Origin of the sequence: Kitasatospora sp. NPDC096140 (assembly GCF_040303045.1) — a bacterium.
Lineage (GTDB): Bacteria > Actinomycetota > Actinomycetes > Streptomycetales > Streptomycetaceae > Kitasatospora.
In genome coordinates this window covers 1-15,208 of the sequence record NZ_JBEOUW010000084.1, presented here as the reverse complement: position 1 = coordinate 15,208, position 15,208 = coordinate 1, and the positions used below count along the sequence as shown (strand labels likewise).

The 15,208-nt window shown below is 69.1% G+C and carries 19 protein-coding genes; 15 read left to right on the top strand and 4 right to left on the bottom strand.

The features are described from left to right. Positions 1 to 271: 271 nt before the first annotated feature. From ABT048_RS40775 to ABT048_RS40760, 4 genes are all read right to left on the bottom strand, one after another. Positions 272 to 742 (bottom strand): hypothetical protein, encoded by a 471-nt coding sequence (locus ABT048_RS40775; protein ID WP_350526709.1) that lies wholly within the window; start codon positions 740 to 742, stop codon positions 272 to 274. 1,439 nt (positions 743 to 2,181) lie between these two features. Continuing rightward, positions 2,182 to 3,030, bottom strand: a complete 849-nt coding sequence (locus ABT048_RS40770; protein WP_350526708.1) for a DUF6602 domain-containing protein — start codon at positions 3,028 to 3,030, stop codon at positions 2,182 to 2,184. A 343-nt stretch (positions 3,031 to 3,373) separates the two neighbouring features. Beyond that, a complete protein-coding gene (locus ABT048_RS40765; protein ID WP_350526707.1) occupies positions 3,374 to 4,060 on the bottom strand; it encodes an HAD family hydrolase in 687 nt (228 codons plus the stop codon). Continuing rightward, the gene (locus tag ABT048_RS40760; RefSeq protein WP_350526706.1) at positions 4,057 to 4,905 is read right to left on the bottom strand and encodes a GntR family transcriptional regulator; all 849 of its coding nucleotides are present in this window, start codon (positions 4,903 to 4,905) and stop codon (positions 4,057 to 4,059) included. The genes ABT048_RS40765 and ABT048_RS40760 overlap by 4 nt, the downstream gene beginning before the upstream one ends. A gap of 454 nt (positions 4,906 to 5,359) precedes the next feature. Between ABT048_RS40760 and ABT048_RS40755 the strand changes: the two genes are divergently transcribed. The 15 genes from ABT048_RS40755 to ABT048_RS40685 all read left to right on the top strand — a co-directional run bounded on the left by ABT048_RS40755 (position 5,360) and on the right by ABT048_RS40685 (position 15,008). After that, a complete protein-coding gene (locus ABT048_RS40755; RefSeq protein ID WP_350526705.1) occupies positions 5,360 to 5,653 on the top strand; it encodes a hypothetical protein in 294 nt (97 codons plus the stop codon). Between the two features lie 82 nt (positions 5,654 to 5,735). After that, positions 5,736 to 6,761 carry a DUF2637 domain-containing protein gene (locus ABT048_RS40750; protein ID WP_350526704.1) on the top strand — a complete coding sequence of 342 codons (1,026 nt, stop codon included), beginning with the start codon at positions 5,736 to 5,738 and terminating at the stop codon, positions 6,759 to 6,761. Next, positions 6,758 to 7,099 (top strand): hypothetical protein, encoded by a 342-nt coding sequence (locus tag ABT048_RS40745; protein WP_350526703.1) that lies wholly within the window; start codon positions 6,758 to 6,760, stop codon positions 7,097 to 7,099. The genes ABT048_RS40750 and ABT048_RS40745 overlap by 4 nt, the downstream gene beginning before the upstream one ends. 167 nt (positions 7,100 to 7,266) lie before the next feature. Then, positions 7,267 to 7,389 (top strand): hypothetical protein, encoded by a 123-nt coding sequence (locus ABT048_RS40740; protein WP_350526702.1) that lies wholly within the window; start codon positions 7,267 to 7,269, stop codon positions 7,387 to 7,389. Then, the gene (locus ABT048_RS40735; protein WP_350526701.1) at positions 7,386 to 7,631 is read left to right on the top strand and encodes a hypothetical protein; all 246 of its coding nucleotides are present in this window, start codon (positions 7,386 to 7,388) and stop codon (positions 7,629 to 7,631) included. Before ABT048_RS40740 ends, ABT048_RS40735 begins: the two co-directional genes overlap by 4 nt. After that, complete coding sequence (locus tag ABT048_RS40730; RefSeq protein WP_350526700.1) at positions 7,631 to 7,816, top strand: hypothetical protein; 186 nt, start codon at positions 7,631 to 7,633, stop codon at positions 7,814 to 7,816. The genes ABT048_RS40735 and ABT048_RS40730 overlap by 1 nt, the downstream gene beginning before the upstream one ends. 137 nt (positions 7,817 to 7,953) lie before the next feature. Then, on the top strand, positions 7,954 to 8,697 hold the full coding sequence (locus tag ABT048_RS40725; protein ID WP_350526699.1) for a hypothetical protein: 744 nt from the start codon (positions 7,954 to 7,956) through the stop codon (positions 8,695 to 8,697). Between the two features lie 18 nt (positions 8,698 to 8,715). After that, positions 8,716 to 9,150, top strand: coding sequence for a hypothetical protein (locus ABT048_RS40720; protein ID WP_350511383.1), 435 nt, complete (start codon positions 8,716 to 8,718; stop codon positions 9,148 to 9,150). Next, positions 9,147 to 9,989, top strand: coding sequence for a hypothetical protein (locus ABT048_RS40715; protein ID WP_350526698.1), 843 nt, complete (start codon positions 9,147 to 9,149; stop codon positions 9,987 to 9,989). The genes ABT048_RS40720 and ABT048_RS40715 overlap by 4 nt, the downstream gene beginning before the upstream one ends. 151 nt (positions 9,990 to 10,140) lie before the next feature. Continuing rightward, on the top strand, positions 10,141 to 10,296 hold the full coding sequence (locus ABT048_RS40710; RefSeq protein ID WP_350526697.1) for a hypothetical protein: 156 nt from the start codon (positions 10,141 to 10,143) through the stop codon (positions 10,294 to 10,296). 85 nt (positions 10,297 to 10,381) lie between these two features. After that, positions 10,382 to 10,744: a hypothetical protein gene (locus tag ABT048_RS40705; RefSeq protein WP_350526696.1), complete on the top strand. Its 363-nt coding sequence runs from the start codon at positions 10,382 to 10,384 to the stop codon at positions 10,742 to 10,744. 169 nt (positions 10,745 to 10,913) lie between these two features. Next, the gene (locus ABT048_RS40700; RefSeq protein WP_350526695.1) at positions 10,914 to 11,201 is read left to right on the top strand and encodes a hypothetical protein; all 288 of its coding nucleotides are present in this window, start codon (positions 10,914 to 10,916) and stop codon (positions 11,199 to 11,201) included. Continuing rightward, complete coding sequence (locus ABT048_RS40695; protein ID WP_350526694.1) at positions 11,198 to 13,174, top strand: DUF3987 domain-containing protein; 1,977 nt, start codon at positions 11,198 to 11,200, stop codon at positions 13,172 to 13,174. Before ABT048_RS40700 ends, ABT048_RS40695 begins: the two co-directional genes overlap by 4 nt. Positions 13,175 to 13,428: 254 nt before the next feature. Then, a complete protein-coding gene (locus ABT048_RS40690; protein WP_350526693.1) occupies positions 13,429 to 13,614 on the top strand; it encodes a helix-turn-helix transcriptional regulator in 186 nt (61 codons plus the stop codon). Further along, entirely contained in the window at positions 13,614 to 15,008 is a 1,395-nt protein-coding gene (locus tag ABT048_RS40685) for a tyrosine-type recombinase/integrase (protein WP_350526692.1), read from the top strand. Before ABT048_RS40690 ends, ABT048_RS40685 begins: the two co-directional genes overlap by 1 nt. The last annotated feature ends 200 nt before the right edge of the window (positions 15,009 to 15,208 follow it).

Below are 15,208 nucleotides of genomic sequence, written 5' to 3'. Positions count from 1 at the left end.
GCCCCTGATCTGCGTTTCCGCAGATCAGGGGCTGTTTTCTATCCTGTGGCTGGTGCAGGGTTCGAACCTGCGTAGCTTGCGCGACAGATTTACAGGCCGCTGACCAGGGGCGCTCTGAGCAGGCAACTCTTGATCGCGGACCGGATCTGGTCCACCCCTGGTCCGGATCATGGTCCCGACGGTCCCCTGCCACCCCACCTTCGCGAGCACCCAAAGGGGCCGCGTCGGGCAGCGACCTCCGCTGCCCGACGCGGCCCTTCTGTGTTTCAGCTCACGCCCCGCCGGCCGCGCCGCCGACGCCGAGGTCGAGCCTGGCTTGCGCGTGGTAGGCGTTGAGCAACTCAACCAGGCCGGGACCGTTCGGCACCGCGGTGTGCTCGCGGGCGGCGATCTCGCTCTCCCACAGCACGGCGTTGACCGCCTTCGCCGCCTCCACCGCAGCCGGACTCGCGAGCAGAACGAGCGTCTCGAAGAGCGCCGACCGCTGGATCTCCGCGCGCTCCATCGTCGCGAGGAACTCCGCCCGCGCCGTCGACCCCGCCTCGGCCTGCCTGGCTCGCTTGGCAACCGCCTCGATCTCTTTCACGCAGGTCGCGTACTGCACGTAGGTGTCGAGCTTCCGCTCGTCCCACCGCGCGGCCATCAGCCGGCGGTGCTTGATCCGCTCCGCCCACCCGGTGGCCACGAACGAGGTGAGCGCACCCAGCAGGACGCCCACCAGCGTGACGATCTGAGTAATCACCACCCGGAACCTACCGACACCACGCACGCCGCAACAGGGGAAGTCCTCAGCGAACGGGGATCCCTCGCTGCTACCAGGGACGGGTCGAACCGGCCACCTTCCACTCCGGCCGAGGTACATAAGGGCAGGCCACATTGAGCACACCGCCCGTGTGACTCCCGAGCACCGGCTGCCGTGTGTCATTTTCCGTTGACGCATGCCGAGAGGCACATCGACGCTGAACCGACTCTGACCTGCGCAAACGCAAAGCTCAGGCCCGCTATAACCCCGGATATGTTTTCCGACCCGGCGGTCGGTAACCAATTGGAGCGAGAAGCTGAACTCACCAACTGCAACCGGGAGGGCAAAATGGGTACGGTTAGGCGTTTCGTTTCGACCACAACTGCGCGAGTTTCGAGGCACGCGCAGGGGAGCTTCTACCTGGAGATCGGCCTCCTGATTCTCGCATCTCAGGTGGTGAGCGGGGAGGTCGTCACGGCGATGGCGAGCATTCTAATCGCCCGCAAACGGTAGTCCGGGAATTCTGTTTCACCAGGGCTTCATTCTGGACCCTCAAGCCTAGAGGAGTCCTCGTTGAATTCCGCCCATCGCTGCGCGAGAACCCAGTTCATGTTGTGGTTCTCTCTGTGACCCCTAACGTTTCGGCCATTTCCGAAACGTTCAAGTCGGCGCCGATTCAGATGCTCGGCCTCTTTCTCGCTTTTTCCACCCGCCAGGCGAAGGTGACGCTGCTCGGCTGCCTGGCGGGTACCTAGCCCCATTGCGCTAGCTATTTCTCTATACGTGATCCCGCGCCGCCTGGCTTCTACCAGAAAATCCTCTTCGTTAAATTCGAGAAGGACCTTCATCTCGCTAATCAATGAGAGCCCGTCCAGGATATCCTGCCGCGTCCGCCTCATGCCTTTGGGGGCCCATGCCGCCATTCCTAGCATGAGCGCCAGGTCGACAAATAGATATCGCTGACGAAACTCAGACAGGCGATCTCCGTAGCGCTGCTGCAGCCTACCGTATGCAGCCCGAGAAACCGATGGAAGCCATACATACTTACCGGGAATTTCCCGCCGACTCACGACCGAATCCTCAGGTAGTCACCATTAAATTTCAAGTGCAAACAAGGCTGCTGCAGCTAATTCCATGGAGCCTACGATGATCTCCACACCGGCGGCATGGTGGAACGGAGCAGTGCCCTTGCCGGTCGCGCCACAAAAGGCGTGGACCGTGTCATCGATCGCCGCGGTCCGTTAGTGAAGCGGTAAAAGCCAAAGAACACATCCGACCCGTTCAGGATACGCAAGTTGAAGAGGCTGGACGCCCGATGCATCTTGACCTCGGCGCTCGCCCCCCTGGACCCGCCCCAGCTCGGCTGGCATCTACTACCGAACGCCATCCAGTCCCACATGCTCTTCACCCGCAAATCTCTGCACAGGACGGCAGCTATCTCAATAGAAGAGATCGACATGCCGACGCTTGCTTTCGAAATTCTTCCACGTCCGAAGATTGCTTGTTTTGAAAGACCCTATTCCTTCAAGACCCGCCATCCCAAAATACCCGGCCAGTCCGCGATATCTTCTATCCGAATGAGAAAGGCGTCGAAGCGTATATGCGATCATCCTTCCAGTGGGGGATGTGTCGACACTTTCCCCGTCAAATCCAGTAAACGACGGACCCGAATAGTAACTAACGACTCCCGGACCATAGACATCCTCATCCGACTCCGTGCGAAGAACCCATGATCCCAGATCTGCAATGCACAAAAAGTCGAGCGAGTTATTTGGGTGGCCAACATGAGCTCTATCACCCTCTGCAAGCATGTCCGAGATTGCGTCCACCACTTCAAGCTTGCCAGATTTCCATGAGTGAGAATGAGCCACCAGTCCGTAAGTTACTTCCTTCCCATGTGCACTATAAATAGCTTCTTTTGCACGACTGGCGCTTTCGATCGTCTTCTCGATATGCTGCGCCTTCAGAGTTGACTTGCACTCAAAGATGGCCATCACCTCCGAAGCGAGGTGCATCTTCTTAGTCAGCATTCCATGTGGATACCGGGGAGAAAGGGCTACGATATCGACTTGGTCAGTCGCTTCTCCGTCGCCGCAAAGAACTCGCCCCTTCGTGGCGATTTGCAAATCCCCTGGAAGCCATTTCCTTAAGAGCGATGCCCAGTTCTCTTCACCTTCATCCCCGGCCGTTCCTGGATCTTCCATGGAACGTGCGCGGATTCGCTCGTATTCGAGCTGCATTTCCATGGTGGCCTGCTTGAAATAGGAAACTAGCTCCCGCTGGCTCACTACTCTCCCCTCGTGCCCAGATCGGCCGATTCATCAATTCTGTCACCGCACGTGCAGCATGTCCGGAGAATCGCGAGATCGACTCACCCGTCAGGAGCTGCGCTGGAGTGATCGCGGCTCAGCAGAAGCCATACATGTAGGGCGCTCCGCGCCCCGAGGGAGCAGTCCGGCTGCTGACTGCCTAGCCGAGTGCGTGCCCGTGATCCAGCAGGACGGCATTCAGCATGCGACCCGGCGGGCCCGAGCTGACAGGTGATTTATCGGGGGACAACGCCGGCGGACGTGTCGCCGCCATGTCGCTCGTGCCTCGGCGTTCAGACCCCGAGCACCACGAGCGTCAACGTTAGGTCAGGGCATCCGCGATGAGCTGCATCGAGTCCACGATCGCTACGGCGCCAGCGACTACCAACTTGGCGTCCTTGCCTGGCTTGTTGGCGTAGCCGATCGTGGAGACGCTGGCCGCGGTCCCCGCATCAACGTCACGGGCCGCATCACCGATGAAGATGCAGTGCCCCGGTACGGTGCCCGCGGCTTCCATCGCTTCGAGCAGGAGGCGCGGGTTCGGCTTCATAGAGGAGGGGTCACCCGGGGCGCGTCCGAAGACGCCGGCCACGTAGCCTCTGAGGCCGTACTCGGCGAGGTAGGCCTCGATGGCCGTGCCCGCATTGTTGCTAACCACGGAGACCAGCCGACCGGAGCGGGCGCAGGCGCGCAGAACCGATTCTCCCCCAGGGGTCGGGCGGGCGGCCCGAACGGCTTCGGTCTCCAGCGCGGCCAGCGCAGCGTCCGTGCTCTCCGTGAGATCGGGCCGGGCGTCCGAGATCAGTCGGAGCAGGGCGAGCGGGTCGGTCTCCTCCTCCGCTCCGGCCGGGGCCTGCTCGCCGGAGGCGAGCAAGCCCTCACGGAGTCGGCGCGCTACCTCCGACGCAGGAAGGCCGGCGAACACCGAGCAGACCGGGCCGTCGAAGTCGAGGAGAACGTGCTTCACCGGCCGCAGCACGTCGACGAGTTGCTGAGGGGTGGCGGTCATGGCTGCCGCTCGTACGCGATCGTGCTCCACACGCTGTCGAACCACATCTGGGCCTGCTGGACGTACTGCGATCCGAGCGAGGCGTCGTCCGGGCCCGCGGCATGGTGGAACAGGGTGGTGTCCTTGCCGGTGACGTCGTAGAAGGTGTGGGCGGTGTCGTCGATCGTCACGGTGCGCTCGCGGAGCGGGTAGAAGCCGAAGAAAGCCTCCGACCGGTTCAGGATGTACAGCTTGAACAGGCTGGACGCCCGGTGAACCTTGACCTGGACGCTCGCCTTCTGGACGAGGCCCAGCTCAGCCAGCATCTCCACCGAGTGCGCGATGCCGCCGGCGTTCGTCAGGGCGATGTTGCGGGCCCGCTGCCGAAGGGCGGCTTCGTCCTGGAGCCCGTCGACCAGGACCGGCACGGCCATCGGGGCCGTGGTGTCCGGCAGCAGCAGGCGGACCGTGATGGACTCCGGCGCCAGCCGGCCGGAGCGGACCTTGTCGAGCGGCTCCTCCAGCGCGTTGTGCAGCGTCTCGCTGGAGAACCCGGCGAAGTCGAGGGTCACCTGCTGCTGCTCAAAGGCCGCCTCCAGGTGGGGCCGCAGCCCGACTGGTCGAGAGGTCCGCTCCCGGACGAATGAGCCACTCCCCTGCCGGGTCACGATCAGCCCCTCGGTGCGGAGCAGGTCGAGTGCCTTGTCCACCGTGCCCCGCGCCACGCCGAAGTGCTTCGCCAGCTCGGGGCCGGAAGGCAGCTTGTCGCCGGTCTCGAAGCCGGGCTTCTTCGTGAGGATCGAGGCCCGCAGAGAGCTGCCGACCTGCTGATACGGGGGGCGGGAGTCGTCCGGGTCTAGGGCCATCTCCCCATGCTAGGGCAGGTGCCCAAGAGGGGCGAGAAACCCAACTCTCTTGACCTGCCTAAGCAGGTTGTCTATGTTGTGCGTGTCGCACCAAGTGAGACAGGGGTGACACAGAGGGGCGTTCTTTGGGCTGCTCTGAGCTGGACAAATGCGCCCGGAGGGGTGGGGTGACAGCCCCCCGAAGGCAGCGCTCGTTCCTTCACAACTCCATAGGTCCCGCCGAGAACCCCGCGAAGGGAGGTGTCTGGGGAGAGGCGGAGGCAGACCAGGCGGACGGCCCGAAGTGGGCCCCTGCGGGGGCGAGGGTGCAACTCCCTCCCCGTCCACGTGCAGCACGCCGCGCATCCCGCGCCGGCCGCTGTCTCCTCGGGCCCGTGGATCGGGCCGCCGCGCATTCCTTGGCCGGGCGCGCGGCGGCCCTGGGCCCCTCCCCTACGAGAAGCGAGGTAGACCCGTGAGGTCGATTGTTTCAGGCCAGACGGCCCTGACGCAGGAGGAGTTCGCCGAGCTGGCGCTCGGTCTCGTCATGGACTCGGAGTTCAGCCGGCTGTTCACCGGGGTGCCCGGTGAGAGCGAGGTCGAGCGCGAGGCCCGGATGGACGCCGCGGCCGACATCCTGGCGGACCTGCGCCGGGAGGACTGGGCGCTGGCCGCCTACGCCAAGCGGCTGTTGAGCATGGCGCCGGTTCCGCTGCGGCGCTCCGCGATCGTCCGCCGCACTGCTGGTAGCAGGCAGGCGGCCGCGTGATGGCCGACCGCACGCTCACGGTGCTCACGGCCGCTCACCGCTCGCTCACGACGCGCTCATGGGGCGCCGGGCGGTGGTCGCGATGAAGGTACCGACGAGCCTGGATCAGATTCGCTCGGCGGAGCGGGCGTTGGCCGTGGGGACGTGGACGATCACGCTGGGCGCGGTCCTCTACAGCATGCTCACGGTGACCCCGCTGATGTCCGGACACACCCCCACGGGGTGGCAGTGGACGGCGCCGATCCTGCCGCTGGTCGTGGACGCGGCGGTGGTGATCGTGGTCCGCATGGACAGCACGCTCGCCCGCCTGGACGGCGACGGCGGCCGGTGGCCGGTCGTGCTGCGCTGGATGACCGGCGTGATGACGGTGCTGCTCAACGTGGGTCAGAGCGCGCTGGATCACGACAGGGTCGGGGTGGCCGTCCATTCGGTGGCGCCGCTGCTGCTGATCGTCACGGCGGAGACGTCGCTGGCCTACCGTCGGGCGATCGCCGCCGCACTGGCCGCACGAGCGGCCCGTGAGCGCGATGAGCGGGCCGAGCGCGAACGCCGCGCCGAGGAGCGCCGGAAGCAGGAGCGAGCGGACCGGCTGGCCGAGTACGACCGGGCCCGGGAGGCCGAGCGTGAGCGCCGTGAGCACGAGGAGCACATGGCCGACAGGCAGCGTGAGCACGAGGAGCGCATGGCCCGCGAAGAACGGGACGAGCAGGCTCGCCGGGAGGCCGCCGAGCGCGACGAGCGGCAGCGTCGGCAGGATGCCGAGCGGTCCGACCGCGAGCGCCGTGAGCGCGAGGTGAGCGACCGTGAGCGTCGTGAGCGCGAGCGTGAGCGAGCCGCCGCTCAGGACGCTGACCAGCTCCGGCAGGAACTCCTCTCCGCGCCCGCCGTGGCCGAGCGCCTGCCCGAGGACCAGGCCCGAGTGATCGTCCAGACCGCCGTGAAGTTCGGCGTCCCGCAGCGCCGGGCGGTCGAGCTGACCGGCTGGTCCGCCGGATGGATCGCCAAGCGCTACCAGGAACTGTGCGCCGCCGAGCGCCCCGCCCTGCACGCCGTGCCCGCCGGCAGTGAGGCTCCCGCCGACCGACCTTCTGAGGAGCAGGCATCGTGACCACCGTCGAGACCCACGCCACCGCCGCCGACCAGGTCAACGCCGTCGGCGCCCTGCTCGCCATCCTCACCGCCCACCCGGACCTGCCCACCCTGGACATCCACGTGAAGCTGATGACGGTGCCGGGCACCTACGAGTGGACGTGGGGGCTGTACCTCGCCCTGCACGACGGCCTCGACAAGTTCGAGCAGTGGCGGGCCGCCCTCGGTCTCGACCACGCCACCGTCGAGCAGAAGCAGTACGGCACGAGCGAGTGGCTGATCGCCACCGGCACCCACGGCGGCACCCAGGTCGAGCTGTACGGCTTCTACCCGCACACCGCAGACGACGAGCGGTGAGCCCGCCCCCGCCACTAGGACCCCGACGGCACCCGCCACGGCGGCACGCCCGCTTGGCGCTCCCCGCGCACCTCGGCACCTGCCTGACCTGCGCCGACAGGACCGGCCTCGCCGCCTGAAAGCTCCCCTGTTCTGCTCCGCTGATTCTCAGCAAGGAGATCACTGTCATGGCCCTGACCATGATTGCACCGCCCGTCCCCCCGATCACCCCCGAGGACAAGGCCCGCGCCGCCGCCGGCGCCGACCGCGTGCTGACCGTCCAGCTCGGCAAGACGGGCGGTGCCCGGTGAACACCATCCGCGACGTGCCCGGGCTCGGCATCGCCCGCCTCGACCACGGCGGCATCGCCTACCGCCTCGCCGAGCCGCTGACGATCGATGAGGTCGCCGGCCTGCCCCGCGAGGACTGGTGCCACCGCCTGACGGTCACCGACGCCTCCGTCGACGGCCGATACGCCGCCGAGTTCCACGCGATCTGTGAGCTGGACGGCGAGCCGTTCGTGCTGGTCGGACGGATCGGGGAGGGCGCCTGATGCTCGGCTTCGGCAAGAAGCAGCCCGCCCAGCCCGTCGGCCAGCCCCCGCAGTCCGGCCAGCAGCGCCGGGCGAAGGCCGTGCGCGCCGCCGACCGCGCGGGCCACGCCGCCATGGACTCCAAGACCCGCCGCACCACGGCCCTGGAGGCCAACCCCGTCCGCGCCTGGTGGCGCTCCTCCTGACACTCCCCCGGGCCCGGCCTCCCGGCCGGGCCCCTACCTGGAGAACTGACCATGGACTGGCTCCTGAGCCTGCTCTACCCGATCCTCGCGGTCGGCGCCGGCATCGCCGTGTGGCTCCTCCGCCGGGAGGAGAACCGATGACGATCCCCCCGCCCCCGACCGCCCCGCCCACCGTCGGCATGCCCGACGCCGCACCCGAGCCTGAGTCGGCTGTCGAGTGGTGGCGCAAGAGCGGGCCGTGGAACCCCCGTCGCCCTGCGGCCGAGCCCACGCCCGTCGACCTCCGCAAGACCGAACCGGCCGAACCCGCCGACGACGTCGAGGACCAGGCTGTCGAGGACGGCGACCAGGACCAGCCCGAGGCCGACCCGGAGCGGTACGACCTGCGGACCGTGGCCGAGAGCCTGCGCCTGCTGATCAGCCAGACGCCCGAGGAACAGGCCGAACGCGCCCGCAGGGACCGCGAGGAGGCCTACCGGCAGCACGGGGAGACCACCGACGAGCGCGAGGACCGCCACCGCGCCGAGCAGCTCGTCCAGGAGCGCCGGGCCTCCGTGCTGTGGCGTCAGCCCCAGTCCGAGCGTGCCCGCCGGTTCCGCCGCTGGTGCATCCTCACCACCACCTCCGCCGTGCTCGGCTACCAGATGGGCGCCGTCCAGCTGGCCGCCCACGTGCCCCTGTCGGTCGCCGCGCTCGCGGCGGGCGGCGCCTGGCTCATCGACCTGCGCATGCGCGGCTGGGGCCACGTCCGGGTCTCCGAGGTCCGCGGCTTCCCCGGCCTCACCATCTTGATCCTCCTGCGGGTGCCGTTCGCCTCCGCCCTGGTCGGCACCCTCGGCCTGGCCCCGTTGATCACCCTCCTCTCCTCCTCCCACCACTGACCGCAGGAGATCGACACCATGGACACCCAGTTGCTCGGCTCGTTCGGCTCCGGCGGTCTCTGCCTGGCCATCGCCGTGTGGATCATCCTCGGCAGCCGCAAGGCCGAGAAGCAGGGGAAGCTGGCGAAGAAGCACAAGGACGAGCACACCGCCTGGCTGATGATCTGCTTCGGCATCTTCGCCGCCGGGGCCGGGCAGGCGTTCAGCGCGCCGGGCCAGGTCGGCGAGGCCCTCACCCACGCCTTCACCTCCCAGAGCGCCGCCTTCGGCAACGTCGGCGCCGGCGCGGTGGCCGCGATCCTGACCCTGTTCCTGTTCGGCACCAAGCCCGCCCCCATCAAGGACTCGGTGCTCGGCGCGACCGTGCCGTCCGTCTATGCCGCCGCCGGCGGGATCTGGGCGCTCCCGCTCACCGTGATCGGCTCCGTCATCAAGGGCCTGGTGGGCGCGTGATACACAGCGACCTCGATGACGCCCTCGCCGAGCACTCCGAGGCCGTGACCGCGTGGAACGAGCGCCGTGCCGAAGCCCGCCAGATCGAGGACCCCCGGGAGCGCGCCGCCGCGCTCACAGCACTCAGGGCGGAGAAGCCCAGGCACCCCTACCTCGGCGGCATCTCCCTCACCGCCCTCGGCCTCGGCAACCGGCTGATCATCCGCGCCGTCCGGCCGCACGCCGCCCGACTCAAGGTGACCAAGCAGCAGATTGGGGGAGCACTCGGCCTGGCGGTGTTCTTCTCCCCCGTCCTGGCCCGGCCCGTCGCCCGGTACGCGCCGACCACCATCACCGTCGTGCTCGTCCTGTGGGTGGTCGTGGCTGTCGTGCTCGGCAACACCAAGGCCGCCGTCGAACTCGCCGAGGCTGACGCGAAGGCTCGGGAGGAAGCCGCCGAGGGGAAGGCCGCGAGGACGGCCAAGTCCCGCTCCGGGGCCTCGGCGGAGGCCTCCGCCGAGGCCGAGCCGGACGACGTCGACGACCAGGAGGACGAGGTCCAGGACGCCCCGGCCGACGCCGACCTGTACGCCCTAATCCGGCACGTGGCCGCGCAGTCCGACCAGGGCACCGCCGCACACCTCCCTGACCTCCTCACGGAGGGTCAGCACCGAGGGTGGTTCGGAGGCTGGGAACAGGCCGACCTGTGGGCCCACTTGGAGGCCCTCGGCGCCCACCTCGTGAAGGGCAAGAAGCTCACCTTCGACGGGCGCCAGCGCAACCGCCAGGCGGTGCTCCTGGAGGGCCTCCCCGAGAGCGATCCGGGCACCGTCCCGGCGGTCCTCCAGAAGACCGGCTGACCCCTCTCCCCCGCCCCGACCGGCACTCCTCTCAGGACGCCGGTAGGCCGGTAGGAACCGCAGGTCAGCCCGCGCCTACCGGCCCCCTACCGCCCGCCTACCTACCGCCCTACCGCCCTCCGACCGACATCTTCAGAAGAGGAAGACGATCATGGACACCGCGCTCGCCGCCGCCATCGAAGAGGACGACCGCCGGGAAGACGCGGGGATGCACCCCGACGACCGCCGCACCTGCTGGACCCACCAGTGCTGGGCCGAGGACTGCGCCGACCGCCGGATGCACACCGACCCCCTCGCCCTGAGCTGATCCAACCCCGTCCCAGGCCCCGTCGCTGTCCCGAGGAAGACCCATTCCGGCCCGTGGCCGATGAGAGCTCTGCCATGCTCGGCAGATGCCGTACGAGTACTGGTGCGGGGTCTGTCGCACCGTCAGCGAGCATTCCAGTGAGGCCGAGGCATCGGCCGAGCGTCGCGCGCACATCGCCACCGTGCACCACGGCCGGCGGCCTGACCGCGAGCGCCTTCGGGACCTCCAGCCAACGCCCGCTCCGGCCAGCCCACCGCTTCGGTTCGGCCCGTCCCAGGCGCTGATCCTCGTTGCTGTCGTCCTCGCCGTGCTCGTCGCCTGGTCCTTCCACCTGGACCCATCCACCTCCCCGCACTCACCGCCCCGGCCCGCCCTGCCCACTCCCCAACCGCTGGATTCCCTGCTCGCCAGCGCCGGTGCGACCACCTCAGCCCACCAGGGGCCCTAACCGAACATCTCTCCCATCACGTCGAAGCGGCGGCCAGGCAGTGCCCGGCCGCCGCTTCCGTTTCGCCCCACCTTCAGCACGAAGCCCCGCACCAACCGTCGGATTCTTGGCAGAGACGCGGCTGGTGCGGGGCGATCCGATCCCCTCTCAGAGACCAGAGGACTCCAGCATGCCCGGAAACACCACCTCGCCGCAGCCCCGCTGCGAAGCCGCCCACCTCGAAGACGCCAGCCCCTGCGAGGGCCCGCGTGACGCCGTGACCGTCGTCGACCGCTACGGCGACGCGGCCAAGGCCTGTGTGCACCACGGCATTCGCCTGTACGCCAGCCTCGTCGGCCCCCGGGTCTACCCCGGCAGCGTGCCCGAGGCCGCCATCGAGGTCTACAACCGCGCTCAGACCACCTCCGCGTTCGCCTGGCTCGACCGCCACCAGCTCCCCACGGAGGACGAGCGGTGAACGAGTACGCCCCGAACGTGATCCCGTTCCGGCCCGAGCCCGCCGAGGTCAAGGCCGCAGAGCAGGCCGTCATCGGCGCCGCCCTGCTCGACCCCGCCCAGATCCCCGCGCTCGCCACCCAGCTCGGCGCCCCGAGCGCCTTCTACCACCCCGCGCACGAGACGATCTGGCGCGCCATCACCCGCATGGCCGACGGCGAGCGGCCGGTCGACCCGGTACTGCTGGCCGGCGTCCTGCGAGCCCAGGGAGACCTGGTCCGCGTCGGCGGGCCCGGCTACCTGCACACCTGCATCGCGGCTACGCCCACCGCCGCCAACGGCGACTACTACGCCGAGGTCGTGCGCGTGGCCGCCGAGCGGCGCCGCATCAACACCGCGACCAGCCGCCTCGCCCACATGGCCGGCGACGACCAGGCCGACCTCGACGACGTCCGCACCGCCGCGCTCGCCGCCCTCGCGGACCTCGCCTCCGGCGAGACCTGGCTCGACCCCGTCCCGCTCGGCTCCCACGGCGCCCTGCCCACGTTCCCCGTGCGCGCCCTGCCCGGGTGGGTCAGCGCGTACGTGGAGGCCGTGGCGGAGTTCACCCAGACCCCGGCCGACATGGCCGCCACCATGTCCCTGGCCGCGCTGGCCACCGCCGCCGGCGGGCGGGTGAACGTGGAGATCCGGCCCGGCTGGCGCGAGCAGTCCAACCTCTACCTGGTCTGCGCGATGCCGCCGGCCAGCCGCAAGTCCGACGTCTTCGCGCTGCTGACCGGCCCCGTCTACCGGGTCGAGGACGAGCTGCGGGCCGAGGCCCGGGCCCGGATCATCGAGGCCGAGACCGCCAAGGACGCCGCACTGGCCGAGGTCGAGGCGCTCATGGCCAAGGCCCGCAAGAACCCCGACCTCGACCGCGCGCACCTGGTGGCCGAGATCTCCGCCGCCCGGATGCTCTCCGACGAGATCGTCGTGCCGCCGAGCCCACGGCTGACCCTGTCCGGGGACATCACCCCCGAGACCGTCACCCACCAACTCGGCGTCCACCGCTGCCTGGCCGCGCTCTCGCCCGAGGGCGACCTGTTCGACAGCATCGTCGGCCGCTACAGCAGCAAGCCCAACCTCGGCGTCTTCCTTCAGGCCCACAAGGGCGAGCGGCTCCAGGCCGACCGGATCACCCGCGAGCAGCCCACCGTGGACAAGCCCGCGCTCACCATCGGCGTCACCCCGCAGCCCGCCGTCCTCCAGGAGCTCGGTGCCGCCCCCGGGGCGCGGGACCGCGGCCTGCTCGCGCGCTTCCTGTACTCGCTCCCGCCGTCCAACCTCGGCTACCGCAAGATCCGCACCACGCCCATCCCGGAGCCGGTCGCCACCACCTACGACGTCCGCCTGTCGGCGCTGCTTCGCGCCCTCACCGCGCTGGACGAGCCGGTCACCGTGAAGCTGACCAAGGCGGCCGACCTCGCCGTCGAGAAGCTCCAGGAGAAGTTCGAGGTCCAGCTCCGCCCGGACGAGCCGCTCGCCCACATCAAGGACTGGGCCGGCAAGCTCGTCGGCCACATCGCCCGGATCGCGGTGCTCCTCCACCTCGCCGACCACGTCGCCGGCGACTGGCGGGCACCCGTCGAGGCCGCCACCGTCGACCGCGCCGCCGAGATCGCCGAGTACTACACCGCGCACACCCTCGCCGTCTTCGACCTCATCGCCGCCGACCCCGCCACGGAGGACGCCCACGTCCTGCTCCAGTGGCTCCAGCGGCCGAAGAAGGACGGCACCCACCGCACCCACATCAAGGCCCATGACGCCGTCGCCAGCAGCCGCCGGTTCAAGAAGGTCGCCGACGTCGAACCCGTCCTGCAGCTACTCGAACAGCACGGCTGGCTCCGCTCCGACCAGCCGCCCGCCGGCGGCCAGCGCGGCCGCCCGCAGGCCGTCACCTACCGCGTCCACCCGGCCGCGGGCACCCCCACGGACACGGAAAAGATCACGTGACCGTCAGGGAAGTCAGGACAAAGCCCTGACCAGCGCGAACGCCGCCGGACGGCCTGTCAGGGAACGTCAGGGCTGTCAGGGATATCCGAGATCCCCTGACAGCCCTGACAACCCCTGACGCTCCGGCAAGCGCCATCTCCGCAGGTCAGCGAGTTCTCCTGACTCCCCTGACGCTCTCCGCCCTCCGCGTCCACCGGCGAGAGGGCCCGCACGGCTCCGCGACCTTCACCCACACCCCAGCAGGAGACTTCGCCATGCCCAAGCGCGAACTGCTCAAGCTCCCCGTCGTACTCGCCGAACTCGGCATGTCCCGCGCCGCCTTCTACCGCATGCGCGCCCGGGGCAAGGCCCCGCGCCTCATCAAGCTCCCCAACGGCCAGGTCCGGGTCGACCGGGCCGACCTGAACGCGTGGCTCGCAGCCTGCGAGGTCGCCGCCTGATGGCCACCTCGTACAAGGTCAAGTTCTGGGACCACCGGCACCGCCCGGACCGGCGGGCGCCCTGGATGGTCCGCTGGACCGTCGCGGGGCGGGAGTTCTCCGAGTCCTTCCTGACCAAGACCGCGGCCGACGGCCGGAAGTCCGAGCTGATCTCTGCTCTCCGTGACGGGCAGCCGTTCGACGTCGACCGCGGCCTGCCGCTCTCCGAGCTCCGCAAGGAGAAGCAGATCACCTGGTACGAGCTCGGCCGGCGGTACGTCGAGACGCGGTGGGAGGGGGCTCCGGCGAAGACCCGCACGACCTGGGCCGACGCCCTCGCCACGGTCACGTTCGAGCTGGTGAAGTCGAAGGCCGGCATGCCGGACAAGCGGATCGTCCGCCGGGCGCTCTACAGCTGGGCGTTCAACGTGAACGCGTGGGAGGAGGAGCCGCCGGCGGACTGGGCCAAGGCCCTTGCCTGGGTGCAGAAGCAGTCGGTACTGGTCTCCGCCTTCGAGGAGCCGCCGATGGTGCGCCGCCTGCTGAACGCCCTCGCGGTGAGGCTCGACGGCAAGAAGGCCGCCCCCTCGGTCATCCTGCGCAAGCGCCGCATCCTCGGCCACCTCTTCGGCTATGCCGTGGAGGAGGGTTACCTGGCCGCCAACCCCCTGCCGACCGTCCAGTGGCAGCCGCCGGAGTCCGAGGAGGAGGTCGACCCGGGCCTGGTGGTGAACGAGGACCAGGCCGCCGCGCTCATCGAGGCGGTGGGACGCCAGGGGAAGCGCGGCGCCCACCTCCGGGCCTTCTTCGCCTGCCTCTACTTCGGCTGGCTGCGGCCGGCCGAGGCCGTGTTCCTCACGCTCGCCCGCTGCCACCTGCCCGCCGAGGGCTGGGGCTACGTGGTCCTGGACGAGACACGGCCGCGGGTCGGCTCGTCCTGGACGGACGACGGGACGTCGCACGACAAGCGCGGCCTGAAGCACCGGGCCGAGAAGGCGACCCGCCGCGTCCCGATCCCGCCCGAGCTGGTGGAGATCCTGCGGGACCACGTCGCCGCCTTCGGCGCTGCACCCGATGGCCGGCTGTTCCGGACGTCCCGGGGCGGGATGGTGCAGGAGAGCGGGTACGGGGTCGTCTGGCAGCGGGCTCGCGCCGAGGTGCTGTCGCCGGCCGAGTGCGCCACGAGGCTCGGCAAGCGGCCGTACGACCTGCGGCACGCGGGGATCTCGCTCGGGCTGAACTCCGGGGTCGACCCGACGGAGGTCGCCCGGCGGGCGGGACACAGCGTGGCCGTCATGCTCCGGGTCTACGCGAAGTGCCTGCACGGCACCGTCGAGTACGCGAACGAGCTGATCTCGAAGCGGCTCAACCGGAACCGCCGGACATTGCCGCCGGCACCGGATCCTGGTCCGTAGCTGGTCCGTACGCGCTGGTCAGCGCCGGGATCCAGGCGGAACCAGGTGAGACAAACCACGTAAAACGCCCATCCGGCGTGACCGGCGTTCGAGCACAACAAAACAGCCCCTGATCTGCGTTTCCGCAGATCAGGGGCTGTTTTCTATCCTGTGGCTGGTGCAGGGTTCGAACCTGCGTAGCTTGCGCGACAGATTTACAG